The organism is uncultured Thalassolituus sp., from assembly GCF_950066645.1.
Taxonomy (GTDB): domain Bacteria; phylum Pseudomonadota; class Gammaproteobacteria; order Pseudomonadales; family Oceanobacteraceae; genus Thalassolituus.
This window is the reverse complement of the sequence record NZ_CATMFB010000020.1, coordinates 30874-57668: the sequence shown is the minus strand read 5'-3', so window position 1 is coordinate 57668 and position 26795 is coordinate 30874. Positions and strand designations below refer to the sequence as shown.

Sequence of the window (26795 nt, the reverse complement as noted above, 5' to 3'; positions counted from 1 at the left end):
ACTGAAACCGCAGGATCTGATTCTGACCAATAAACGACCATCTGGCTGTTTAATGAAGTAATCGTTGCCGACCCTCAGTGATCCGGTAAAAGGAAACATCTCTTAATCCTCATAGGGGGCGAATTTGCGCAAACAATAATCGTTATCAATAAAATAAGCAAATACGAATTATTGTCATTTTGTATCAAGTGTGACCTTGGCCTGTTTGGGACATTTGCACTAAGAAGGCTTTATCTGGAGAGCTCTGGAGGCCAGGCTCATCACAGTGGCCGGATTTTCCCGGAAAGGAGGGGGAGATTCTTTTATAACCCGTGGTTCACACTAATAAAGATAAGAAAGGAACCAAGATGAAAAAAGGACTCAATGAATACGGGCTGACCCGTATCGCAGCGCTTATCCCGACGCTGTTTCTGGGAGCGCTGAGTAACCCGGCATCCGGGTATTCTCCCGAAGGTTTTGTTCCTGAGGCACCTCTGGAGCGCGTCGCGCGTGACTGGAGCCGACAGGAGGTAGAGCAGGCCGTTATCTCTGAGCTGGTGAAGATTCCTTCAACAACCCCGGCCGTGAATGTAGGGGTGAGTGACAACTGCCTCACGATTCAGTTTGTCCGGCACCGGCTCAGAAATGGCCCGGCAGAAGCAGCGGATGCAGACGCTGCGCTCCTGATGATGCCTGGTGTGATCGAGGGGGCGAACGGATTTCACTACATTGCCCGGAACATGATCTACAAGGCCGCAGAGCAACGCGGGTTGAGTCTGGAAGTCTGGGCGGTTGACCGTCGCTCTAACTGTCTTGAGGACCTGACGGGCATGAACGCGGCAGAAGCTCAGGGTTCAACTCAGGACGCAGAAGACGCCATGATCGGGTACTACTACGAAGGCCTTGAGATTGACGGGCGTACCTTCGAAGGTTTTCGCACCTCCAGAGATCTTGATGAAGTCGCAAACTATGGTCTGGCCATGGCCACCGATGACATGTTCAGTGTCATTGAATATATGATTCCTGATCAGCCCACCCGAAAACAGAAGGTCTTTATTGGTGGCCACTCACTGGGCGGTATGCACACCTCCAGCTTTCTGGCCTGGGACCGCGACGGCGATCCGGCAACGCTGGATGACGCGGGTTATAACAACACGGCGGGTGCGTTTGGATTTGATACCTCCCTTCGCCCGGTGTACGACGATCCGGCGATTGCCGAAGAGGCTTCAGGGTTCGATCTCAACGCTTTGCTGGGCATTGAGCAGGAGGAAGACGAAGCCGATCAACAGGAAAGCTACGAATCGACTCTGGCGATGCTGCATAACAATTACATTCCGCGCACGCTGGCCGTGGAAGGCGCATTTAATGCAGAGATTCTGGCCCTCCCCGAAGCGATGGCGGTATTGGCGGGCATCGATCCTGAAGCCGAAAGCACGGCATTGCAACGTATGCCCCGTTCGCTCACGTTACGCACCCTGCTGGCATTGGTGCACAGTCGCGACATCAATGATTTCTTTTTCCGTCCCAGTATTGATGACTTCCGCTATACCAATGAAGCGCTGGTCGGTCTGATTTTTGACGATAACTCGACCGTTCTGCCGTTTATCAGCACGTCTCTCGGTTTCTTTAATGGTGGAGGTATGGAAGAGCGCAAAGGTATTGCGGATCTGGTCGGTAGTATTCTTCCGGTGCTTGGAACCGGAGGTGGCGACGTGGTGCCAGTGCCATATATTGCCACCGACGCGGGTCGCAACCGTTGGAACTATGGCAAAGGCCCCCTCTACGGCTGGAGTAATTTCGATGAAGTCGCAAGTAACGCAGATATCCTGTACCAGGACACGACTGGAGAGGTGACGTTCACCAGCCGTCGCTCAGAAACCTCTGATATGGACGATTTCGTTGAGGCTCTGTATGCCGGCGAAACCAATCTTACCGAGTGGTACTTTCCGTCGCGTCTGTTACTGGATATGTCCATGGCTGCGCCCTATGATTTTGCCACAGAATACGGCATCAATCTGATTCATCGGGCAGGGGCTGAAGACATCGCAAAAATAGAGTTTGTGGCAGAGGAAGGTATCGGTGTAGAGCCACTAGGTGGGCAGATCACTGACGACCCGGTATTGCTTGAAGGAATGAACCACCTCGACCCCATGTTTGCGGTGGCTAATGCCAGTGCTACCCACCCTAATCCGGTGATTGACCGCCTGCTGGACTTCGTCGAAGAAAACCTGCGCTAAGTGCTGTTCAGGCCTCCGGAAGTCCGCTTTCCGGGGGCCTGTTCCGAGCATGAATAAAACGCGTAAAAACTTATTCTCCACCCAGGAAAACAGGCCTATACTCCGCTTAATTTCCATTCACTGAACGGACCCCGGAAATGAGTGATATGTTAGCGATTGGCCTGCTGATTATGGCCAGCGCCCTGTTTGCAATGTCAGAGATCGGCATCGCGGCCTCGCGCAAAATCAAGCTGCGGGTGATGGCCAGTGAAGGTGACCGTAAGGCTCAGGACGTACTCGATCTGCAGCAGGATCCCGGGGCGTTTTTTGCCATGATTCAGATCGCCCTGAACGCCATTTCAATTCTTGGCGGCATCATTGGCGAGCAGGCTCTTACTCCATACATCCGTGAGCTGATCAGCCTGGTGTACCAGGGGAGCATGCTTGATCAGATCAGTTTTGCGCTTTCGTTCTTCTCGATTACGGCACTCTTTATTCTGTTTGCAGACCTGCTGCCAAAGCGAATCGCGGTGATCCTGCCGGAATCGACGGCAATACGCATGGTGACGCCAATGCGCTGGGTGACCTTTATGGTCATGCCGCTGGTGTTTTTCTTTAACGGCGTAACGAATCTGGTGCTCCGGTTGCTGAAACTGCCCACCGAGCGGGAAGAGCAGGTCACTACCGAAGATATTGTTGCCATGATGGACGCCGGCGCGGAAGACGGCAGTCTGCAGAAGCAGGAATATGATCTGATCGGGAACGTGTTTGATCTGGATAACGCCATGATCAGTGGCGTCATGACCCCACGGGATCAGATTGTCTACTTCGATATCGAGGAAGACGCGGCGATGATTTCAGAAAAGGTCGTTGATCATCCTCACAACGACTTTCTGGTATGCGATGGCACGCTCGAAAAAATCCGCGGCTCTGTTGAATCGAAAACCATTCTGCGTCTCGTTCTGCGTGGTGAAATGACGGGCATCCAGTCGCTCGACTATAACCCGGACGTCCTCTACCTGCCCGAGACCCTGACACTCTCTGAAGGGCTTAATGCATTCAGAACAGCCACGCAGCCATTTGCGGTCGTGGTTAACGAATACGCCACCGTTGTCGGACTGGTCACTGTGAAAGATCTGCTCAGTGGCTTCATCGGCCAGCTGATTACCCATAAGGACGATCAGCAGATCATACTGCGGGATGATCAATCCTGGTTGATGGACGGGATGACACCCATCGGAGAAGTCATGAAAGCGCTGGATATCGACGAGTTTCCTGAGCGCAATCAGTATGAAACTCTGGCGGGCTTCATGATTTTCCAGCTCAAACGTCTCCCCCGTAAGACGGATTTCTGCCTCCACAGCGGTTATAAATTTGAAGTGCTTGACCTGGAAGGCGTGCGCGTAGAGCAGTTGCTGGTTACCCGTATGCAGTGATCTGTTATGGTGGGAGCTGATGCAGGCAGACAGCCCGAAAACGCTGTTACAATGCCTGCACTGATCCGGTAACCATACCCGCAAGGACAGCATGTTCCGCTTATATCACTCCAATGACCTTGAAGTACTGAAAGAACTCCTGCTGAACGAGATCCGCCAGAATCCACCTGGTGTATTTGAGTCTGAGCAGATTCTTGTGCAGTCACAGGGCATGGCGCACTGGCTGAAACTGCAGCTGGCTGACGGACTGGGTGTGGCGGCGCAGGTTGAATTCCCGCTGCCCTCGGCGTATGTCTGGAAAGTATTCAACACCCTCAAGCCCGAGCTTCCGGAACGTTCGCATTTTGAAAAGCAGGCCATGGCCTGGAAACTGATGCGCCTGCTGCCTTCGCTTCAGCATGAGCCCGATTGCGAAGCCATTGCCCGTTACCTCCAGAATGACTCTCACGGCCTGCGCTGCTACGAGCTGGCACACAAAATCGCCGACGTATTCGATCAGTATCTGGTCTATCGTCCAGACTGGTTGCTTAGCTGGGAGCAAGGTGAAAATGACGTCCCGGACACGGATGTGTCAGTTCACCCATGGCAGCCCAGAGTCTGGCGGGCGCTGGTTGATGACAGCCGGTCACTGGGCAACAGTCTGGAGCACCGGGCGCGGCTGACCACGTCGCTGAGTGATATTGTCGGGCAGCATGGCGAGCGCCTCAGAGCGATGCCGAAGCGTCTGTTCGTGTTCGGTATTGCGGCATTACCCGGAGGCTACTGGGATGTGCTGAATGCCATCTCCGGGCATATCGATGTTCATTTCTTTCTGTTGAATCCGTGTCGTAATTTCTGGGGTGATATCGTCAGTGACCGCCAGAAAGCCTGGATTCTGCGTACTAACCCGGACGCTGCGGCGTATCTGGAGCGGGGCAACCCGCTGCTGGCCAGCTGGGGGCGTCTGGGAAAAGATTTCCTGACCCTGGTTCATGAGACCTCGAGCGAAGGTGAGCTGCAGGATATTGAAGCCTACAGTGATATTGATCGCACCAGCCTGTTAAAAATACTGCAGGCCGATCTGCTGGAATTGCACGACGGTCAGACGCTCGCATATCAGCCAGAGGCATTAACCCACAGCCGCTTTAAAACTCCGGTGGCGCCTGCCGACGGCAGCCTCCGAATCGTGTCCGGGCACAGCCCGTTGCGAGAAGTACAGCACCTGCATGACCAGCTACTTTACTGGTTTAACGCAGACCCCGATCTGAAACCGCGCGACATTGTGGTGATGGTGCCAGACATCGACCAGTACGCACCGTACATTGATGCGGTATTTGCCAGCGCTCCGGAAGATCAGCGTATTCCCTGGGCCATCGCTGATCAGTCGCAGGTACAGGAAAACCCGCTGCTCGACAGCATTATTGCTCTGATGGGACTGTTTGATAGTCGTCTGCAGTTAACGGATGTGCTGGACTGGCTGGATGTTGCCGCAGTGCGCCGCCGGTTTGGTATCGAAGAGAGCGATCTCGATGTTATTCGTGAATGGCTGGAGAAAGCCGGGATCCGGTGGGGCATTGATGATCGACATCGCCAGCAACTGGGCTTTCCGGCATTCAGCCAGAACAGCTGGAGTAAGGGGCTACGTCAGTTATTACTCGGTCTGATGCAGCCTTCTGATCCTCTGGTGCACTGGGGTGATGACTGGCCGGTGTTCTCAGTCGAAGGCGGTGGCGCCGGATTGCTTGGGCAGTTGATCCGGTTTATTGAACGCCTTGAACATTGGCGGGAGTTCCAGTCCGCTGCTCATAGTGTCAGTGAATGGATGTCAGCCATTCCGGCACTAATCGATGATTTTTATGAGCCCGATCTCGACGAAGGTGTGCAGATTCAGCGCGTCAGGGATGCAATACAGCGTTGGGCGGAAGAGCTTTCCGATGCCGCGTATGACCGGGAACTGTCGCCGCATATTGTGCGCAGTTGGTTCAGTGAACATCTGGGGCAGCAGGGTGGCTGGCAGCGTTTTCTCGCCGGCCCGGTGAATTTCTGTACCCTGATGCCGATGCGTTCAATCCCGTTTAAAGCGGTTTGCCTGCTGGGCATGAACGATCAGGATTATCCTCGTCAGGTCACGCCTGTTGGCTTCGATTTAATGGTGCAGGGGCGTGCTCGTCGTGGCGACCGCTCCCGTCGTGAAGACGACCGCTATCTTGTGCTGGAAGCCCTGTGTTCCGCGCAGCAGAAATTCTATATCAGTTACCGGGGGCGCGATGCGCGTGAAAACCACGAACTGCAGCCCTCGGTACTGGTGAACGAGTTACTGGATTACATCGGCGACGCCTGCTGTCTGGCTGGCGATGAAAATTTGCCGGCGAAAGAAAGCCGGGCGCGCATCCGTCAGTGGCTGATCGAAGAGCTGCCGCTGCAACCGTTTAACCGGAAAAGCTTTGACCCGGAAACGCAGCATGCCGTGCGTGGATTCCACAAATTATGGGCGGACGTTGCCAATGCAGACCACAGTGATCAGGTGATTACGCCGTTTTATCAGTCGCCGGTATCTTTGCCTGAAGCGTTAAATACCCAGCAGGTGCTCTGGTCAGATATCAAAGAATCCCTGCTGAAACCGGCGGATTTCTTTCTTCGTCGCCGGCTACGTCTGTCACCTGATCTGTATATGAATCAGGCCAGAAACGAAGAAACATTTGCCCCTGATGCACTTGAAGGCAGCCAGATTAAACAGCGCTGGATGCAGGACCGGCTGTCACAGGCTGCGGGCAAACCGGCTGAATTTACGCAGCGGGAGAAGGCCCTTGGACATCTGCCGGTGAACGCACTGGGTGAAATTTACGCCAGTCGCATTGAGACTGAGCTGGAGCCTCTGGCAGAGGCGGTAAGCCGTTATATTTCAGGAGAGCCGCGCAGCGGAACACTCACGCTGCAATTAGATAATGACGGAATGCAGACGGAAATCAGCGGTGAATACAGCCAGTGCTGGAATCAGCAACTCGTGTTCTGGCGGGCCGGAGATCTGCGGGGCGAGCATCTGCTTAATGCCTGGCTGGACCTTGTGTTTACCGTGGCGGCCGATGCTACGTGTGCAGACACAGCTGTGATGATTGGCGGCAAAAAAAATCTCGAAGAAGTCATGTTTACGGCACCCACCAAAGATCAGGCGATCAGTTATATCCAGCGTTGTTATAAGCACTACCTCAGCAGTTGGCAGGCACCACAGACGGCACTTCCCGGGCTGCTCTGGGCAGTAATAAACAGCAGCGAAGAGAAGCGACTGGAGACCGTGAGTAAACAGGCTGACAATGAATTTTCAGAACTTAACCGTACGGCTGCACAACGCTGTTATCCGGAGCTTGCCGGACAGTTAACTGGCGGTGATCTGGATACCTGGCAGGAGCAGCACTCCTGGATCTGGTCGTTACCGCTGCAGTGTCTGCGCGAAGAGGAGCATGCATGAATAAGCTTGATATTCATACGTTCCCTCTTTATGGCCAGTCGTTGATTGAAGCCAGTGCCGGAACAGGAAAAACCTATACGATTAATCAGCTGTATCGCCGTCTGACGCTCGGCCATGGGATTGATGTCCGTCTGGGTTGCACCGATATTCTTGTTGTGACTTTTACCAAAGCGGCAACCGAAGAACTACGCGGACGTATCCGCGGCGGTCTGCGCGATGCATTTGAGAATCTGCTGGCTGGCGAAGCCGAAAGCAATACCATGCCCGATGCGGATGTGCAGCGATGGGTGACCAGCCTGCAAAGCGAAAAAGGTATCAGCCGCGACGAGTTGAAAACCTGGCTGCAGTTGAATCTGGCTCAGATGGATGAAGCGGCCATTTTTACCATCCATAAGTTCTGTGCGCAGATGCTTAAGCGTTATGCGTTCGACAGTGGTGTGGCCTTCAACCTTGCCCTTGAGGTGGAAGGTGAAGAATACCTGCGCCGCGCCTGTGAAGATGTCTGGCGACAGATCTGTTATCCGCAGAGTCGCGATGTTCTTGAGTTTATGACGTCGCGCTTTTCTGGTCCGGATCATCTTTTTAGCTATTTCCGCAGCTGGATGAGCAAACCGTCTATCCGCATAAAGCCTGATCTGGATACAGCATTTGATGATCTGTGGACACAGTTTCATCAGGCCTTTGAGGATGCGAAAAATCTCTGGTTTTTCCTCGGTTCTGACAACATCGTAAAAACCATTACCTCAGCGGATATAGATAAGCGCAGCTATACCTCAAAAAACCTCCCTAACTGGATGAATCAGGCGGGCGATTATTTCGCTGCTGGCAGTGCGCTGCCGTTGCCAGCAAACCTTTATCGTTTTGGTTCGCAGATGTTGGCCGAGAAAACGAAATCCGGTGAGCCACCCAGGCATAAGTTGTTTGAAAAAATTGATGAATTGACTGAACTGAATCAGTCGATGACATTGTCGCTGGAGCTGATGTGGTTTAAGACCATTTACGGGCGATATATCGAACTGCTGGAACAGGCAGCGGTGATGACCAGTGACGATCTGTTACGTCTGCTCGATGCAGCGCTGAATTCCGATCGTGGCGAAGAGCTTGCTGCTCAGATCCGTCGACTGTATCCGGTCGCAATGATTGATGAATTTCAGGATACAGACCCTGTTCAGTACCGGATTTTCAGCCGGATATATCCGGCTGAACAGGAAGGTGAGTCCCGTCATGGCCTGATTATGATTGGTGACCCTAAACAGGCGATTTATGCGTTCCGGGGCGCGGATATTTTTACCTACATGCAAGCCAGTAAAGCTATTCCTCCTTCGCGTCGCTTTACACTGGATACCAATTACCGCAGTGATAGCCGTCTGATTCAGGCCACCAACAACCTTTGGCAGAGTCATAAAGCCCCCTTTGTATTTGATGATTCTATTCAGTTCTATCCGGTTAACGCCGGTGGGCAGCATGATAAAAAGGCGCCAGTCTGGCAGGCAGGAATTCCTGATGAGGCACTGCAGCTGTGGATCTCGGACGAAGAAGATAACAAAGCAAATTCAATGCAGCGTGTAGCAGAAGAGTGTGCAGTCCAGATCGCTTCACTTCTGGCAGGGGCTGCGGTTTATCCTGCTGCTTCCAGAAAATCCCGCTCAGCCAGAACGGGTAAACTCGTCGAAGCGGGCGATGTTGCGGTGCTGGTGTATTCGCGGGTTCAGGCAAAAATCATTCGCCAGGCGCTGACGGCACAAGGCATCGGCAGTGTGTTCCTGACCCGCGACAGTGTGCTTGATTCCACGGAAGCCTGGGATCTGCTGGCGATGCTTGAAGCGATCGCGCACCCGGGCAATGAAGCCGCAGTCCGGCGTGCGATTGCTACGCCGACCTGGGGTGCAACTGCCAATGACCTGGTGCGCATGCAGGAAGAAGAAAGCCTGTGGGAAGGTCAGTTAGCTGCTATGCATGCCTACCATCAGATCTGGCAACGGCGTGGTGTTATGGCCATGCTGATGCAATGGCTGGAAGACAATGAGCGCGCTGTGCGGTTACGTAAGCTCGACGAAGGGGAGCGGGTGCTGACGAATATTCTGCATCTGGGCGAAATGTTGCAGGCGCAGAGTCGCAAAGTACGTGGTCATCAGGCGCTGATCCGCTGGTTCAGTGAGCGGGTAGACCCAGCCTCGGGCCGGGGAGAAGAAGCGCAACTTCGTCTCGAGACAGACGACCGCCTCGTCAATATTGTCACCATTCATAAATCGAAGGGGCTCGAATATCCATTTGTTTTTCTGCCATACCTGTGGGCCGACAGCGCCAGGCCCCGACAGCAGAGTACCGAGACGATTTATTACAACGGCCGCGAAGTCGTACGTGATTTAGCCCCCGACGATAACGCCAGAGCGCGGCAACGCGACGATGTGTTAGCCGAACAGATGCGGTTGCTGTATGTCGCACTGACCCGGGCAAAATTCGGCTGTTATGTCTGGCTGGCAAACGCGGTGTCCGGCAAGAACAAAAAACCGGTCTGGCCGGAGTCGGCGCTGGGGTATCTGCTGGCAGGGCGCGAGCTGTCTGATATTCAGATTACTGGAATGTACGCCGGGCCATTACCTGCCTGGAGTGTCGCCGGACAAGCGGAACTGGATGTGCCGCCACCACCTGTTGCCCCTGCCGTAAATCAGGCCCGCTGGCGTGATCACTGGCGCGTCGGCAGTTACAGCCAGCTGGCGGCTCACTCTGCGCATCAGGCAGAGGCTGCTGCCGCTGACCTTGGGCATTATTTCGACTGGGAAGCCGGGCTGAATTCCGTCGTTGCGGATACGCCAGAAGTGTTACCACTGGCGCTGCGTTTTCCTAAGGGAGCCAACCCGGGAACCTGCCTGCACGCTATTTTTGAGCACTGGGATTTTCAGTGTCAGGATTCACTGGCCGATATCTGCAATACCCAGTTAAGTCTGTACGGTATTCAGGATCAGAACCCAGCAGAGGTTGCCGACTGGATAACGGGTGTGGTCGCACAGCCACTGGCGTTGTACGACACCAGTGTCGCGTTGAAAGATATTCAGGCGGGGGCGCGTCTGGACGAAATGGAGTTTTATTTACCGGTCGGGCAATTATCGGCCGGCGATATTAATACCCTGATGGGAGGAGAAGCGCGTTTCAGTTTTGAGCCACTCACCGGCTACCTGAAAGGATTTATCGACCTGATTTTTGAATGGCAGGGGCGCTTTTATGTTGCTGACTATAAATCCAACCACCTGGGGAATGAATGGCAGAATTATGTCCCTGAAGCGCTGCGCGAGTCGATGCGAGAGCACAGATACGACCTGCAGTCCTGGATATATATGCTGGCGCTGGATCAGCTTCTGAGTAAGCGCCTGCCGGATTATCAACCGCAGAAACACCTCGGAGGCAGTGTGTATCTTTATCTTCGAGGGATGGGCAGCCATTTTACCGATGGAGGAGAGCACCCTGACCCGGATGCCGGCGTCTGCTTCACCCCGGCCAGCCCTGAGCTGCTGAAACGATGGAGAGATCTGATTCTTCCGGGCAAAGGAGTCAGCGCATGATGCCAGTGACTGCGTTGCTTAAATCCTGGTTGGACGACGATAGAATCCGCGCTATTGATTACCAGATGGCGCTGCAGGTAAGGCAGTGGGAAAGCGATGCCGCAGGGCCGGAAGCTGCACCCGGGTTGCTTGATGCATTGATGTTGGCCGCCTGCGCGACGAGTTATGTGCTGGGGCGTGGGCAGGTGTGTCTGGATCTGAACAGCTGGCCTGCGGCGCTTGCGCTGACAGACCGGTCTCCACCGGAGGCAGCACAATTACACCAGTGTCACAGCGTCAGCGATGGTCGCCAGCCGGAGGCATCGGCCTTGTTTATTGTGCAGGGCAATCGTGTTTATCTGCATCGTTATTTTAATTACGAGCAGCAGGTACTTGAGCAGGTCCGCAGCCGTATTACGCCCGAAGGGCTGGCAGTCAATGCGGGCTTATCCGACACCCTGAAGCAGTTATTTCCTGCGCAGAGCGCCGACATCGACTGGCAGGCCGTGGCCGCAGCGACCGCGTGTCTGCAGCCGCTGTGCGTGATCACCGGCGGGCCGGGTACCGGTAAGACGACCACGGTTACCCGTTTGTTGAGCGCTTTATTGAGTGAGAAGCCCGGGTTGCGGATTGCGCTGGCTGCCCCGACCGGAAAGGCCGCGGCGCGGATGACCGAATCTATCCGTCAGGCGCGGGAGCGGGGCGGGCTGGAAAACGCTGACGGCATTCCATCGGTCAGTTTCACCCTGCATCGTCTGCTTGGCTGGAGCCCTCGGGGTTTTCGCTATCACGCCGGGCGCTGCCTGCCCTTTGATTGTGTAGTGGTCGATGAGGCGTCCATGATTGATCTGCCGATGATGGCTCATCTGCTCAGTGCTCTGGCGCCAGAAGCCCGGCTGATCATGCTGGGTGACCGGGATCAGCTGGCCTCGGTAGAAGCCGGGAGTGTGCTCGCGGATCTCTGTGATGCCGGGGCAGAACACGGTGTTACACCGGCCTTTGCCGCACGACTGAGCGAACTCACCGGCTATGACCTCAGTCAGGTGACGGAACCGGCGTGCTCGCCGATGCAGAATGCAATGATGCAGTTGCGAAAATCTCACCGTTTCGATGAAAACAGCGGTATCGGCGCGCTTGCCCGGGCCGTGAATCAGGGGAACACCGTGGCAACACAGGCGGTATTTGCGGGGCCAGAATTCAGTGATGTTGTGCGTCTCGACCCTGACTCAGAAGAGTGGCAGGCGCGTGTGCTTGACGGCTACCGACAGTATTGTGACCTGATCAGGAAAGACGTCGCCCCCGAGTGGATACTGGATGCTTTTGATCAGTTCCAGGTGCTGGTGGCGTTGCGGAACGGCCCCTTTGGTGTTGAGGAAACTAATCGTCGGATTGAGCGTCTTCTTAACAGGGCAGGTCTGCTGTCAGACACCAGTCAGCACTGGTATCCCGGTCGAGCGGTAATGATCACCCGGAACGATTACGACATCGGGCTTTATAACGGTGATATCGGTATCATGCTCCGCCACGAAGGGCAGGACAGAGTGGTGTTCCGCAATACGGAAGGCGGTTTGCGTTTTCTGTCTCCGGGGCGTCTGCCCAGTCATGAAACCGCATTTGCAATGACAGTGCACAAGAGTCAGGGCTCTGAATTTTCAGAGGTGCTTCTGTTATTGCCGGCAAAATGGCAGCAGGTGATTACCCGCGAGCTGGTATACACCGCGCTGACCCGCGCAAAGAAACAATTTTATTGTCAGGCCGGTGAGGCCTGCTGGAACATGGCTCTGAACAGCCGGACGGAGCGCGCAAGCGGATTACGCGATGCGCTCTGGGGCGATCAGATCTGAGAGACTTTATGGCACCCCGCAAATCTGCAGTAACTACCCGAAAAAACACGTCAGCTCCTCGTCATTCAGGGCTGCGTTGGTTGTCTTATCTGGCGGCTGGCCTCCTGGGCATTTATATCCTGATGTTTCTTCTGCTGCCGTTCTTTTCGCTACGTTATGCCGAGCAGTGGTATTCAGAGCAGGGCGAAGGCTACGCGCTGTTGATTAACGGCTGGACCCTGTCTCCGTTCACGGGTGAAATTCAGCTTCGGGACGTAGAAGCTTCGTATCCCTCCGCTGAAGGGCGCGCCAGCGTCGGCGCAGACTTTGTTGGCGTTAACGTCAACCTTTCTGCGTTGTTCGATAAAACCATTCACGTTCAGTCGGTGGGCATCCGTGGTTTGCGGTTCCGCGGAGTTCAGTCTGATGATGGCCTGACGCTTGCCGGTGTTTCGTTACCCGAAAATGAGGCGCCTGAACCTGCACAGCAAACGCCCGACAGCGAGGCGGGCACAGCACTGCCAGCAGGCTGGAGTCTGCGCGTGGATGATATTGATCTGGAAGACAACCTCGTTCACTGGCAGCAGCAGGGCTTGTCGTTATCGGTGGAGTTAACCGAGTTTGGCACCGGGCTGTTTGACAGCGCCTCCGATAAAGCGACGCCGCTGTCTCTGGATGTGACGCTGCGTGAGTTAAGTGTTGATGCGGGGGATGACCGCATCATCCTTAATCAGCCCGTGACCCTGACCCTGACAGGCGAAGCTGCAACTCTGCTGACACATCCGGCGGTTTCGGGTGATATCTCTCTGTCAGAACTCAGGATTAAAGTACCGGGCACAGATGAAGTTCAGCTCGGAGCCCTGACGTTACAACAGGCCCGCTTTGCGATGGCAGACGATGGCATGACTGCAGGGTTTGCGTCTCTGGCCCTGCAGAATATCCGCGCCCAGTTACCCGCAGAAGAGCAGGCTCAGCTTGATCAGCTGTTGCTGACCTCGCTGCGTTGGCAGTCGGCAACCGACAGCGTGAGTATCGGAGATATCGGTTTACAGGGGTTCTCGGGCGCCCTGGCCGGATTCCCATCGCTTGGTCTGGCTGAGTTTAATGCCAGAGATATCCGCGTTTCAGACCTGTCTGTCCGGCCCGAGGCCGACATCGGTACGGCCGATCTGAAGGAGTTGCGTGCTGTTCATCCTCAGGCCGGACGACTGACGCTGAGTGCGTTTGCCGTGAGTGGCATCCAGGCAAATGAGGGTGAGCAGAACGTTGCGGCACTGACTCTCGATCGACTGGAAGTGTTGCCGGTGGAGGGAGAAGTCCCGCTCGCGTCGCTGGCTCATTACGAAGTGACAGATATTCATGCAACGCCGCAGAGCTTCAGCTCTGGCCTGCACAGGTTGTATGGGCTGGTAGCAAATGTGACCCGTCAGCAGGATGGCAACATAAAAGGTGTGCCTGTGGTCGCTGCTGAAGATGGTGTTTCAGCGTCGGCGGTGACAGGTGACGAAGTCGCGGACGGTCAGGATGTCACCGCGCCTGAAGAGAGCGCCCCGGCGTTTCTGGTTGAAATTGCCGGTGTCGAGCTGATGGAAGGTGAGGTCAACAGCGTCGTGCACTGGACTGACGAAACAACCTCTCCTGTGGTGCGCACGGATGCCCGCATTCTCGAACTGAACACCGGCCCCGTCAGTACCGCCGAACTGGACAAGGGCGTTGAGATGAACATGGTGATGGCACTGGATGCTTATAACCGCATCCGCGTGAGTGGCACCATGGGCCAGAAGGGAGACTACCCGGAAGGCAGTATGACCCTGACCGTAGAACAGCTGAACCTGGTGGATTTCAATCCCTACGTTGAACAGGCGATGGGCTATCGTGTGCGTAAAGGTATGCTGGGCGTCGATTCCGATATCAGCATTACCGACGGACAGCTTGGCGGCAAACTGGTGATCCGCCTGCAGAACAGCAAGTTTGAACCTGCAGACGAAGCCACGATCAACCGGCTTAGCAAGCAGATCAGTATGCCGGTAGAGACCGCACTCTCGGTACTGAAGGATGATAACAACAACATCCGTATCGAAGTGCCTCTGTCGGGTGACATCAGCGATCCGGATGTCGGTATCAACGATGTCATTGATCAGCTCAGCCGCAAAGCGTTGAAAACAGCGACACTGTATTACCTGCGCCAGTCGCTGGTACCTTATGGCCAGTTCATCAGCATCGCATCGTTCGCCAGCGACCAGTTGTTTGCTATCCGCCTCAATGACCTGAACTTTGATCCTCAGGTCACCGGGCTGACGGATAAACATAAGGAATATCTGGACACCGTCGCCAGAATGATGAGCAGCAAGACCGAACTTGAATTGCAGGTCTGCCCGGTTGCCGGCCCACAGGAAACCGAAGCCTGGGGCGACCAATGGAGCACGGAAGTGTATAAGCGTGCCGCCGAGGTGAAAGCGTATCTGGCCGGGGTGAAAGACCGCGACGATCGCACGCTTTCGGGCCGGATTACTCTCTGCTCACCGAAAAAAGGCGACAAGCCGCAGGTGATACTGGGCGTCTGAGCGGGCACCTGCTGCCCGGGAGAGAAAGGGCATCTATGCTGCTGATTCCTATAAGGTTTCTGTAACAAAGTGCTTGCACCCATGCAGGCCCATGAGTAATATACGCAGCACTTCAGGACTATAGCTCAGTTGGTTAGAGCGCTACCTTGACATGGTAGAGGTCCCCAGTTCGAATCTGGGTAGTCCTACCAAACATTAAAAAGCCGCTGCAGAGATGCAGCGGCTTTTTTATTGCCTCAGTGCCCGGTCTGTCCGAGAAACTCAGTCGCCCACGCGGGTAACGTCTCGGTAAGCTGCCGCGCTTCCCCGTCCTTAAATACCAGAACCCGCCGGAAGGGATCATCCAGTTCACTGTTATCCAGAACGTGCACTTCATTACACAGGGGCAGGGCTTTAATAACGTTCTGCACGGTGCGCGGAATGCGGGTATAAATCTTTTCGCGTGGGACTGAGTGGCCGCCGTCACTGACGCGCTGCGACACCCTGGCTTCATTCAGTTCGGGCAGCTCCAGGTGAACAAACATCAGAATCACGTAATACCCCAGTGCCCGGGCCTCAGCGATAAAGTCGATTTTTTCGGGGTGTGAGAAGACGGTTTCGAAGCAGAAACTCTGTCCTTCCCGCAGTCGCTCATTGCGCAATATCGCAGCGATCATTGAAGCTTTGCGACTGTTACTCTCGGGGTCTTCGGGAAATACCTCCCGCGCGATAATGTCGGCATTGATAAAGGGCATTCCTTTTGGTCTGAGCATCTGTTCATAAAAAGTGCTCTTACCACTTCCATTGCCGCCGGTCAGCATCCATAACTGTTTCATGTGATTGCTTTAAACTCGCCCCCGCTGAATTTGCCGGTGATGATGGTGCCATCGGGCTGAACCTGTTCCAGGTGTCCCGGATGAGTGCGTGATGCCTGATAGCGGATTTTGCCTGCGGCGATACTCTGGCTGAGAGAGCCTGTTGCCCGGCGGGTGTCGAGTTCATCGAACAGACTGTCACTGTTGATTTCTGCAGGCTGGACTTCTTCAAAGCGGATGGTCAGCAGACCTGCCTGAAGTTCCAGCAGCTCTTTGGGGGAAAGACGTGGTGCAATCAGGCGCCCGATATGGGCCCAGAACTCCACCTGTTCAGCCGCGCTGCGCTTCAGAACATCGCCGGCCAGGCGTGCAGACTCCATCAATTGGGCGTCCAGACGTACGGGAGAGTGTGCTTTGGGCATAGAAACCTCACATTCTGACTACAATCTGATCAGATTGTAGCAGATTGCTACATGGCGGCAAGTCCGGATGATGACCCATCCGCAGACAATAGGCTTGGCCTGATAAGTGCCCCGGTGGTATGTTGTTTCTGTCCGCTTAGAATAACAACAAGGACGATGGCGATGTTTATTGAAAGATTCAGCCTGCCTACGCGAGTCGCACTGCTGGGAACGCTGGGAATGAGCGCCTGGTTAATCGCATTCAGCCGCATCATCATGCAGGCCGGTGATGACTGGCACACAGATGATTACCTGATCACAGGCTTAGGCCTGCTTAACGGTTTTCTGATGCTGGTGAACACAGCCGGTCAGCTGCGCACTATGCTGCGCGACAACATGAAATGGTTTACCAACAACGCCGATATTCTCAGTTGGGTAAGTCTGTTGGGGTCGTATGGTGCTGTCCTGTGGATACAGAGAATTTGGCAGCCTGGTACGCTCGATCTCTTCCTGTTGTCCTTCATGCTCGTAATTCATTCTATTCACACCATCCGTTTTTCATTGCCGGTCAGTATTGTGGTGCTACTTACGCCAGCGGTGTTGTATGGCATTCAGGCCGGGGGCGAAACGGGCTTCTATCTCGCTGTTTTTATCGCAAACCAGAAACTGGTGCTCTGGGGCCTTGGTATGGGTGTCCTCCGTGAACTGCTTGAAGCAGACAAGCTGAAACTTGCGAATGCGCGCTTAGAGTTGGCTCAGGCGCGTCTGGCCGACGCCAGCAGGCAGGAAGAGCGGCGCAAAATCCGTCAGGATCTGCACGATAAAATGGGGCACGAGCTTGCCGCCATGAATATGAATCTGCAGATCCTTGAGCACAGAATTCCGGAACTCAAAACTCATAAAGAGCGTGCGACACTGGAGCAGACCAAAGAAGCCTGCCAGCGCCTGTTCGCCACGCTCGGGGATGTGGTTGGCGAATTACGTCGCCAGACCAACCGACATTTTTATGATCAGCTGATGCAGATGCTGGATCGGGTTCCCGGGTTAGACGTGAGTCTGAACTGCAATTGTGAGCTGAATATTACTGATGACGTTGTAGGAGACAATCTGCTCTGCTGCATACAGGAAGGAATCACCAATATTCTGAAGCACAGTAATGCCCGTCACGCCTGGGTTGATATTTTTTACGACGACAATCAATTACATGTCACCATCCGCGACGATGGCACAGTACCTGTGATGCGAAGAGCTGGAAGCGGTCTCACCGGCATGGATGGAAGGATGCGTATGTTAGGGGGTTCTGCTGAAACCGGAGCCGCTGAAAACGGAGGGTTTCTGGTCTCTCTGAATCTGCCAAGGGAGGCGTTAATATGAAGCGGGTGTTGCTGGTCGATGATCAGAATATTGTTCTGCAAGGTGTGGCGGCCTTATTAAGCGTGTCTCCGGAGCTTGAGGTGGTTGCTGCACTGGACAGCGGTGAAGCCTGTATCGACTGGTTGAATTCCGGTGAGCGTGCAGACGTCATTCTTCTTGATATGCATATGCCGGGGATCAAAGGTCTGGATACTCTCAAGCAGATACGCAACATTGCGGATATACCCGTACTGTTTCTGACCACCTTTGATGACGCTTATCTGCGACAGCAAAGCGCCGAGCACGGAGCGCGGGGCCTGCTGCATAAAAATGTCGGGCTCGAAGAGCTGGTTGCATCCGTACTGAAAGTCGCCAATGGCGGTTCACTGCTTGCAGAAAAAGGCAAAGATACGCTCGGGGCGATAACACCGCGCGAAGATGAAATTGCGAAAGCACTCGTTGAAGGAAAAACCAATAAAGAAATTGCTTCGGCGCAGAATCTTTCACCGGGTACCGTCAGAAATTATATTTCTAATCTGTTCAGTAAGCTTGGGGTCAGGAATCGCTCTGAAGCGGTCGTGAAACTGAAAAAGCTGGGTCTGTTCTGAATTATACGCCCAGCAGGTGCGCGGATAGTTGTAGTTCCTGCGTGCGTTCTTCTAATGCGCGCATAATATCCATACGTTCAAATCGTGACAGCGAATCCGCCGCTGCGGGCACCAGAGCATTCAGGTGCAGACAGGGTGTCAGCTGATCAAAATCTCGTAAATCTCCGCGTTTAATAATGGGTAAAAAAGGCCCACGCAATTGTGTGCGGATGATATTAAATGCTTTTTCAAGCGGCAGTGTGACTGAGCGGTGGTTGCGCAGACGCAGGTTAACGCCAATACCGTCGGGGGTCGGATGAAGCAGTATGCCCGTCGCTTTGATCGACTCTTCAGGGATATGGGAGTAGGTCGTCGTAAAATCAGCCTGATCCGGCAGAATGACCACCGCTGTTTTGGTGAAGTAAGTATCGTAGTCACTGTAAATCTGACGCAGGGCAGGGCTGTATACCGGCAGAAACTGGGCGAGGTTTAACAGAAACCGCTTGCCGGTTTCTTTTGCCCGCATTTCCTCAATAGACCAGTGTAAATCGGCAACGATAGCCAATTTACGTTCGCGCATCCCTGTCACTGGAAAGCCTCGTGTCAACGAAGTGTCTGATTCTACTGAACTGAGTGTCAAAGAAAAGACATTTGTCGACTCAGGTCATCCAATCGTTGAGCTGCCAGTGACCGCGGTGCCTGTCACATTGCAGACAGATATCAGTCATATAAGTGCAAATAACTCTCATTAGTCTGAGGCGCATGATTTTGTGACCTCAGGAAATGACTGTATGAACCGCATGAAACTGTTAACGATCGCGATTCTGGCTGCGGGTATCACCGCGTGTGGTGGGGAAGATGGAAAAGACGGTGCCACAGGGGCCCAGGGTCCACAAGGTGCGCGGAGAGACTGGCCAGCAGGCTCCCGCTCAGGAAGAGACAGGGTCACCGATGACATTGTCTGTTCTGCATATGAACGACCATCACTCACACATTGCAGCAGAAGGCCTGGGGTATGACGTCTCAGCGCTTAATCTGACGACTCAGAATGAAGCAGGCGCAGCGATCACTGAAGTGGAAGTCAGCTACGGCGGCTTCCCCATGATGGTCAGCCTGTTTAATTCTCTCAGCGCACAATCGGATAACGTTCTGAAACTTCACTCAGGTGATGCAGTGACTGGTACTGTCTACTACTCCCTGTTTAAAGGACGGGCAGACGCCGATGTGATGAACCAGATCTGCTTTGATGCTTTTGCGCTGGGCAACCACGAATTTGACGACGGTGACAGTGGCCTTGCTAACTTCCTCGACTCGCTGAACTCTACGGCGTGTGAAACACCAGCCCTGGCTGCCAACGTCGTTCCGGGTTCAGGTTCTGCCATTGCTGAAGGCTATATCCAGCCTTACACCATTGTTGAGCGCGCTGGCGAGAAAATCGGCATCATAGGTATCGATATCGCGGGTAAAACCAAAAACTCATCCAGCCCTGATGACGACACTCAGTTCCTGGACGAAACCACGACTGCGCAGCAATACATTGATGAGCTGGAAGGGTTGGGCGTAAATAAAATCGTACTGATGACCCACTATCAGTACGCAAATGACCTGACGCTGGCCGCCGCATTGGATGGTGTCGATGTGATCGTAGGTGGCGATTCCCACACGCTGTTGGGTGATGAAACCTTCACCAATCTCGGTTTTAATCCGGTTGCAGATTATCCGACCGTAGTAACAGATGCGGCTGGCAGCACCGTCTGTGTGGTTCAGGCCTGGGAATACGCACACCTGATGGGCAAACTTGATGTCACTTTCGATGCCAGTGGTGAAGTGACGGCCTGTGATGGTCATCCTTATATGCCTGTCAGCACCGAATTTGTGTATGAATACGCCGAGGGTGATGAGCGCATTCTTAAAGGGGCAGACGTGACCCGCGTGACGACGGCCCTGACCAGCGAAGACGAGATTGTTGCTGTTCAGCCAGACGCGACGACGACTGCCATTATCGCTGTGTACGACGAAGATGTGGATGTGCTGAAGCAGACTGTCATTGGTTCTAACGCGACTGACCTCTGCCTTTCGCGGATTCCTGGTGACAGCCGTTCGAGTATCTGCCCGAGTGCCGCCACTTATGAGCGCGGTTCGGATATCTCTAACGTCGTTGCCAAAGCCTTCCTGAAAGTCAGCCCGACGGCGGATATTGCGATTCAGAATGGCGGTGGCGTCCGTGTCGATCTGCCTGCAGGTGACGTGACGATTGCCGATGCTTTCACCTTACTGCCGTTCTCTAACACACTGGTTATCCTGGACATGACAGGGCAGCAGATCATCGACGTACTGGAAGATGCACTGGCGGCGCATTTTGATGACGGTGGTTCCAGCGGTTCCTACCCTTATGCAGCGGGTCTGCGTTATAACGTCGACATCAGCCAGGCCAAAGGCAGCCGTATCTCACAGGTTGAGGTCAACAGTCAGGTGGCAGGAAGCTGGGCGGCAATCAACACGGGCTCCGTGTACCGCGTGGTGACCAATAACTACATCGCGGCAGGGAAAGACGGTTACACCACCTTCAGCGTTCCTTTTAACGCGGGTGACTATGAGGACACTTTTACCGAATATGCGCAGGGCTTTATCGACTACGTGGAAGGCCTGACAGAAGAAGGGCAGATGGTCGACAAACTGCCGGACTCTGAATATTCGACGCAGGTGTTTATCGACGCTACCGGCTGTAATCACAGTACTGGTGCTGGCTGCGATATGTAACTGTCAGCAAAAACGACAGTAGAGAACACGGGAGCTGAGGCTCCCGTTTTTCGTTTTGGGCCTGCTGGCGTGGCTATTTGCAACTTTTGGCCGATGCGACACCCATCTATCTGAGCTACTATCGCTCCTGACCCAGATTCAGTTAACCCGGAGTGTGGCAGGGAGGTGGTATGAAGATCTTACTGGTCGATGATCATCAGATGTTTCTTGATGGACTGAGCGCCATTCTCTCTGGTTCTGCGCTTGAAGCGGATGTTGAGGTCGTATCGAACGGACGTGATGCGCTTACCCGTCTGTCAGAAGGGACGTTTGATATTGCATTGATTGATCTGCGCCTGCCTGTGATCGACGGTTTTGCGTTATTAAGCGAACTGGCGGCCATTAACAGCCTGACACCGGTGATTGTTGTTTCGGCCTCCCGCGATCCGGATGATATCCGCCGCTGCATGGCGCTGGGTGCCATGAGTTTTATTCCTAAATCCTCTTCCGGCCAACGGATTATTCAGACCATCATCGACGTCATGGATGGAAAGACCGTGTTTGACAGTGGTGCGCCTGTCAAAGATGTCCCGGATTTTCTCGCCGAGAGCAAAGAATGGGCGGCTCTGCACAATATTACGCCGCGCCAGCTTGAGGTGCTTCGCCTCGTCCGTAAAGGGCTGTCAAACCAGGCGATTGCAGAAGAACTGTTTCTCAGTGTCGCCACGGTTAAATCTCATCTCAGTGCCATTTTTCATGCGCTGGGTGCGCAGAGTCGCTCGGAATCCAGTAAAAAAGCACACCAGCTCGGACTGGATTGAGGATGCCGCAGACACTGACTCAACTGGTCACCGCAGAAAAAATCCGGATCGTCTGTCGGAATTCCAACACCATTCTGCTGGGCAATCTTCTTGGCAGTGTCCCTCTGGCGATTGTTCTCTGGAGCGTAGATCGTCAGAACATACAGATATGGCTGATGTCGCTGTATCTTATTCTTCTTGTGCGTTTTCTCTACAACCGTATTCCGGATCTCAACCGGTTTACCTTTCCTGAGCTTCTCCGTTTTGACCGCGGCCAGACGTTACTGATTTTCCTGACGGGATGTATCTGGGGCGCGGGGGGATATTCTTTTTTTGATGTCGAGAATATTCAGACCGTACTCCTGATTCTGCTTACCTTTGTCAGCATGATTGCTGGCAGTCTGGTGTCCTTGTCGTCACGGCCTGTTGCTTACGTCTGTTTTTCGACGCCAGTCATGGGGCCGATGATCTACTTTATGTTTATTCAGGATGAGTGGCTGTATAACTGGTTAAGTTTCGGAGCGGTGGTTTATCTGCTTGCGACGTTCGGGTTCAGCCGAACCATACATAAAGTGATCGAGAATTCGGTGCGTCTCAGGTACGAGAATCTGGATCTGATCGAAGACCTGCGTCAGGAGACTGAGCGCGCAAACCGCGCGAATCAGGATAAATCGCGTTTTCTTGCGTCGGCGAGTCATGACCTGCGCCAGCCGTTGCAGGCCGTGAATCTGTTCACCGAAGTTCTGAGCGGTAAAGTACGTGATCCGGATCAGCGTGACGATCTGGCAAATATTCAGCAGGGCCTCGGATCATTGAACGAGTTACTGGATGCATTGTTCGATGTGTCTCGTCTTGATTCTGAGTTAGTCACAGCCCGTCACGTCAGCTTCCCTCTGGATGACCTGCTGGGAAAATTGCAGCAGCAGTTTACGATTGAGGCGCGGCTCCGTGGATTGGATTTTCACTGTGGCCGATCAGGTGCCATCATCGATTCTGACCCCATGCTGCTTGAGCGTGTTATCACCAATCTGTTGGTCAATGCTTTCCGCTATACCCCCTCGGGAAGTGTGCGTGTGACCTTTACTGATCAGCAGGAACAACTGCTGCTTCATATCGAGGACACAGGGATAGGCATCCCCGAAGAGGCGCTGGAAGAAATATTTAACGAGTTTTATCAGGTCCATAATCAGGAGCGCGATCAGCGCCAGGGATTAGGGCTGGGCCTCGCCATTGTGCGCAGGGTTGTTGCACTGCTGGGGCACAAAATAGAAGTCACATCGCAACCAGAAAAAGGCTCAGTATTCACGCTTACCCTGAATAAGGGGAATGCTCAGTCTGTGCCCGAAGTGTCCGAGCTCGAGATCCCCGAGCTGGCATCTCCTCTGGATGGGTTGCATGTCATGATCGTCGACAATGAGGAGTCGATTGTTGATGCAATGAGTTTTCTTCTGACGTCGTGGGGGGCTCAAACCTCTGCTCATGTCTCGACCCGCGAGGCGCTCGATCAACTTCAGAACCATGAGTTTTCCGCCGATTTTATCATCGCTGATTATCGAATGCCCGGGGACTACGATGGCTGTGAATTTGTTGAGGCCGCCCGGAGTCTGATCGGGCCTGTGCCGGCATTAATCGTGACGGGGGATACGAGTGAAGACGTGGTGCGCGACTTCCGCAAACGTCAGTTCGATTATCTGCACAAGCCCATTAAGCCAGTGCAGTTAAGGATGATCATTCAACGAATTCTGGCCCGGCGAAGCTGAGGTCTTTTGTGCTTCTGTTTTCTGGAAGGGACTGACTGGCAGAAGAGGGCTGTCTGGCAGAAGAGGGCTGTCTGGCAGGAATAGCGGCATCTTATTCGCCGATTCCAACCTTTTGGATGATGGTTTTTGCGCATCGCCCGCCTATACCATGACCCGGACTTTCAGTGCCGGAGTGCCCTCATGCAAAACCACGGATATTTCAGTTTTCTCATCGCGACCGGGCTAGCGCTCGGTTCTGCATTTTACTCCGCAGAAGCCTCAGTCGAGCTGGGGATCACCATCGACTCCTCTGGCAACAACCTCCCTGAAGGCGAAGTCATCATCACTGACTCTGCGCAGCCGCAACTGGTGGAGATTAATGAGTCTCCGATTAATCGCAGGGTCGTACAGAATATCCGCACCATTGAAAAGGCACACAGCAATTACGACCTTGATGTCTCGGCTGGCAATGAAATCTGGGTGATTAAGTCAGATGGTTCTGACAAGGCGATATTCCGCTCCAATAACCCAGGGTGCTTTACCTGCCTGCGTCAGGCACCAGGGGCTGGAACGAAAGTAGCGGCCGGCCGAAAATCTGAAGCCTGGCACATCAATACCCGAGGAGAAATCTGGGCAGGTAATGAAACTGGCTGGCGGCAGTTTCCGGGAGCAGCATCAGATATAGCCGCGGGCCCGGATGGCGAAGTCTGGCATCTGAGTCAGGCTAAGACGGCAGGAAATAACCACGATATCTATCGTCTTGCCGGCAATAATTGGGAAAAAACCAAAGGCAACGGTACCGCAATCGCACTCGCGCAGGGCGTGGCTTATGTTGTTAATGCCAGTGGTCTGCTCTGGCGCTCGGCGAGTAAAGGCCGCACCTGGGATAAGCTGCCGCTCACTGGAGTAAAGGGCATTTCAACATCTCCGGGTGGCGTGCTCTACGCATTGCAGGGCGCATCGACTAACCTCGGGTTCGTCGTACGTATGTCGACAGATCAGGGGCAGACCTGGGAATACCTCTATCAGGCAGTCAACAATAACTCGGGGCAGTTGACGTATTTACGCGCCTGGAACGTGACGGCATCAGAACACGATATCTGGTTTGTTCAGGGCGATAAATTTTACGGTGCAGAAATGAAAGAGCCAGTTGTTCAGCGCACTGCGCTTATGGTTCAGGACGGGCGCGCCGGTATTTATCCGTTTGATTTTCAGAGTGGCAGCATGAAGGTTCTTAACTGCCTGCCCTCCAGCACGGTATTCAGAATCTATAACGGCGACGATGTGATCCGTATCAGCCCTCTGGCCAGAAAAACAGTGGCTACCGGCGCAACCACAGGGGATGTTTCCTGTGCGCAGGATCAGTGCTGGGTTTCCGGCAGTGGGATGGAATATATCTACCGTCTTCCGAAAGGCCGGTACGTTGCCATGATGACCACCGACGAGAGCACAGGGCAGCGCGTAAGCCGCTACTTCGGCACCAATGACAGTGCCATGCGGGCCGGTTGTCCGGTGTATGAATACTGACAGGGAATGCAGACGATGAATAAGGGAAATGGATTAAAAACTCTTGTGCTCGCGATCTCGCTCAGCGTCAGCGGCTGTGCGTATCTCCCGGCAGGTGGCTCAGATCACGGAGATATCGCACTGAACGTCGATGCTGATCAGGTTCGCAGTAAAGATGTCAGCAAGGCCATTGAGGCGATGAACAAAGGTCGGCTGGAGAAAGCGGGCGACTATTTCAGTAAAGCCCTGATGTCTCGCTTTAACAGCTCGTCGCTGCAGACCCTGAACGCGATTACCTACCATCTGCGCGCGCTGAACGGAGAGTCCGCACTCTTTGAACTTGCTGAGCAGGGGTATCTCACAGCTATCCGTGCCGATCGCAGCAACTGGGAAGCTCGGTTTTATCTCGGTCTTCTTTATTCCGACATGCAACGTTTTGATGAAGCTAAAGCACAGCTCGGTGCCTATGTTCTGCATGACGACACTGACGTTGAGGGGCTGTATTACCTGGCGTATTCGTCATATTACAGTGGTGATGTTGAAACGGCCCATGCGGCGGCAGAGCGTCTCTGGGATATTACCGCGACGCTTGAAAACAGTCCGGTGGCAACAGAAACCGTATTACGTATGCTGACCATCGTTAAGGCCGCCGCGGGCAAAGATCAGGAAGCCGCAAATTATTTCAGCGATTATCTGCAGAGAGCGGGGGAGTCCCGTGACAGCAGCAGCCTGCGCCGCCGCATCGAAGACTGGCAGAATACCTACGAAAAAACGGAGTTTATTCTCGAGGATGACAGCGCCAGCAGCATGGCGTATGAAAACGAATTTGTCGACAACCAGATGGTCGCAGTCGATGTTGTGATTATCCGTACCGAAGAAGATGTCTCGACGGCGCGCGGCGTGAATTTATTGAGCCAGCTGCAGTTTCAGTTCGGGAACCCCTTTGACGGTACGCCGGCTTACTCGCGCAGTAACGTGCGTGTGAATGATCGACTCGACCCACTGGATGAGCGTCCTGCGGTGGATACGTCATCGGGCGATGTGTTTGATCCTCGCCTCAATACCAATCAGCAGACCATCACCAGTTTTATCTCAATACCGGCCGTTACCTATAACCTGAATATTCTGAATTCAAAAAATGGCACCAACGAAATCCTTGCGCGGCCGACGCTGGTTGCAAGGGCGGGGCAGACGTCTGAATTCTTTTCCGGTGTAGAAGTTTCTGCCGCCGCTGTGTCGGGCGGTGCGGGAGATTCCATTTCGATTGAAAAAGAGATCGGTGTGAAACTGTCAGTCACTCCGGAATTTGCGCCAGACGGGTCGGTAATTCTTCAGGTGGAAGCTGAACGAACCTTCCTGACTACGCCTAGTTCCTCGGTTCTGTTTGAGTTCCGTCTCGACACAACCAAGACCACAGTCAATGCCAATGTGGCGCTGAAGTATGGGCAGACTCTGATTCTTGGCGGACTCAACGAACGTGAAACAGAAGAGGATGTTGATGGTGTGCCTATCCTCCGCGATATTCCTATCATCAACCTGTTCTTCTCGCGCCGTACTCAGCGTGATTATAAAAAATCTGTCATGGTACTTCTGACCCCACGCCCGGCGTCATACATGTATTCGCCGCCTGAACACAGCGGTGTTGTCAGAAACGCCCGTGATGATGCCATCCGAGGGCAATTGCAGGACCGCTACGACGACTGGTTTCAGCCATTACCAAACATTCGTCATGTGATGAATGTGTTAGAAAAAAGTGAGGTTTACCGCAATTTTCAGAGTGGCGACCTGCGCGGTAATGCCTGGGTGAACAGTCGGAACAACAGCGACCGGATTCTGCGGGTTCTGGAGCGGGACCCGGTCTGAAGCGGCGGTAT

Annotated in this window: 16 protein-coding genes and 1 tRNA gene; 14 read left to right on the top strand and 3 right to left on the bottom strand. The window is 53.9% G+C overall.

What is annotated here, in order from left to right; all coding sequences use genetic code 11:
- Nucleotides 1-347: 347 nt before the first annotated feature.
- From Q1L85_RS15530 to Q1L85_RS15500, 7 genes are all read left to right on the top strand, one after another.
- Nucleotides 348-2216 (top strand): hypothetical protein, encoded by a 1869-nt coding sequence (locus tag Q1L85_RS15530; protein WP_300433565.1) that lies wholly within the window; start codon nucleotides 348-350, stop codon nucleotides 2214-2216.
- Between the two features lie 137 nt (nucleotides 2217-2353).
- Entirely contained in the window at nucleotides 2354-3631 is a 1278-nt protein-coding gene (locus tag Q1L85_RS15525; protein ID WP_300428554.1) for a hemolysin family protein, read from the top strand.
- A 91-nt stretch (nucleotides 3632-3722) separates the two neighbouring features.
- Nucleotides 3723-7076, top strand: coding sequence for an exodeoxyribonuclease V subunit gamma (gene recC / locus Q1L85_RS15520; protein WP_300433564.1), 3354 nt, complete (start codon nucleotides 3723-3725; stop codon nucleotides 7074-7076).
- Complete coding sequence (gene recB, locus Q1L85_RS15515; RefSeq protein ID WP_300433563.1) at nucleotides 7073-10636, top strand: exodeoxyribonuclease V subunit beta; 3564 nt, start codon at nucleotides 7073-7075, stop codon at nucleotides 10634-10636. The genes recC and recB overlap by 4 nt, the downstream gene beginning before the upstream one ends.
- Nucleotides 10633-12459 carry an exodeoxyribonuclease V subunit alpha gene (gene recD / locus Q1L85_RS15510; RefSeq protein WP_300433562.1) on the top strand — a complete coding sequence of 609 codons (1827 nt, stop codon included), beginning with the start codon at nucleotides 10633-10635 and terminating at the stop codon, nucleotides 12457-12459. Before recB ends, recD begins: the two co-directional genes overlap by 4 nt.
- 8 nt (nucleotides 12460-12467) lie before the next feature.
- Nucleotides 12468-15002: a DUF748 domain-containing protein gene (locus Q1L85_RS15505; RefSeq protein ID WP_300427207.1), complete on the top strand. Its 2535-nt coding sequence runs from the start codon at nucleotides 12468-12470 to the stop codon at nucleotides 15000-15002.
- Between the two features lie 114 nt (nucleotides 15003-15116).
- A tRNA-Val gene (locus tag Q1L85_RS15500) sits at nucleotides 15117-15193 on the top strand.
- Nucleotides 15194-15238: 45 nt separating this feature from the next.
- On the opposite strand, the gene Q1L85_RS15495 is transcribed toward Q1L85_RS15500, so the two are convergent.
- Complete coding sequence (locus tag Q1L85_RS15495) at nucleotides 15239-15817, bottom strand: AAA family ATPase (RefSeq protein WP_300427208.1); 579 nt, start codon at nucleotides 15815-15817, stop codon at nucleotides 15239-15241.
- The gene (locus Q1L85_RS15490; protein ID WP_300427209.1) at nucleotides 15814-16218 is read right to left on the bottom strand and encodes a hypothetical protein; all 405 of its coding nucleotides are present in this window, start codon (nucleotides 16216-16218) and stop codon (nucleotides 15814-15816) included. The genes Q1L85_RS15495 and Q1L85_RS15490 overlap by 4 nt, the downstream gene beginning before the upstream one ends.
- Before the next feature lie 162 nt (nucleotides 16219-16380).
- Here Q1L85_RS15490 and Q1L85_RS15485 point away from each other — a divergent pair, with 162 nt between their 5' ends.
- The gene (locus tag Q1L85_RS15485) at nucleotides 16381-17571 is read left to right on the top strand and encodes a sensor histidine kinase (protein ID WP_300427210.1); all 1191 of its coding nucleotides are present in this window, start codon (nucleotides 16381-16383) and stop codon (nucleotides 17569-17571) included.
- Entirely contained in the window at nucleotides 17568-18158 is a 591-nt protein-coding gene (locus tag Q1L85_RS15480) for a response regulator transcription factor (protein WP_300427211.1), read from the top strand. The genes Q1L85_RS15485 and Q1L85_RS15480 overlap by 4 nt, the downstream gene beginning before the upstream one ends.
- A gap of 1 nt (nucleotide 18159) precedes the next feature.
- On the opposite strand, the gene Q1L85_RS15475 is transcribed toward Q1L85_RS15480, so the two are convergent.
- Nucleotides 18160-18717 carry a hypothetical protein gene (locus Q1L85_RS15475; protein ID WP_300427212.1) on the bottom strand — a complete coding sequence of 186 codons (558 nt, stop codon included), beginning with the start codon at nucleotides 18715-18717 and terminating at the stop codon, nucleotides 18160-18162.
- Nucleotides 18718-18995: 278 nt separating this feature from the next.
- Here Q1L85_RS15475 and nadN point away from each other — a divergent pair, with 278 nt between their 5' ends.
- From nadN to Q1L85_RS15450, 5 genes are all read left to right on the top strand, one after another.
- Nucleotides 18996-20897, top strand: a complete 1902-nt coding sequence (gene nadN, locus Q1L85_RS15470; protein WP_300427213.1) for an NAD nucleotidase — start codon at nucleotides 18996-18998, stop codon at nucleotides 20895-20897.
- A gap of 170 nt (nucleotides 20898-21067) precedes the next feature.
- On the top strand, nucleotides 21068-21697 hold the full coding sequence (locus Q1L85_RS15465; protein ID WP_300427214.1) for a response regulator transcription factor: 630 nt from the start codon (nucleotides 21068-21070) through the stop codon (nucleotides 21695-21697).
- Nucleotides 21698-21699: 2 nt separating this feature from the next.
- The gene (locus tag Q1L85_RS15460; RefSeq protein ID WP_300427215.1) at nucleotides 21700-23436 is read left to right on the top strand and encodes a hybrid sensor histidine kinase/response regulator; all 1737 of its coding nucleotides are present in this window, start codon (nucleotides 21700-21702) and stop codon (nucleotides 23434-23436) included.
- Nucleotides 23437-23616: 180 nt separating this feature from the next.
- Nucleotides 23617-24942 carry a tectonin domain-containing protein gene (locus Q1L85_RS15455; RefSeq protein WP_300427217.1) on the top strand — a complete coding sequence of 442 codons (1326 nt, stop codon included), beginning with the start codon at nucleotides 23617-23619 and terminating at the stop codon, nucleotides 24940-24942.
- Nucleotides 24943-24957: 15 nt separating this feature from the next.
- Nucleotides 24958-26784: a hypothetical protein gene (locus tag Q1L85_RS15450; RefSeq protein WP_300427218.1), complete on the top strand. Its 1827-nt coding sequence runs from the start codon at nucleotides 24958-24960 to the stop codon at nucleotides 26782-26784.
- The last annotated feature ends 11 nt before the right edge of the window (nucleotides 26785-26795 follow it).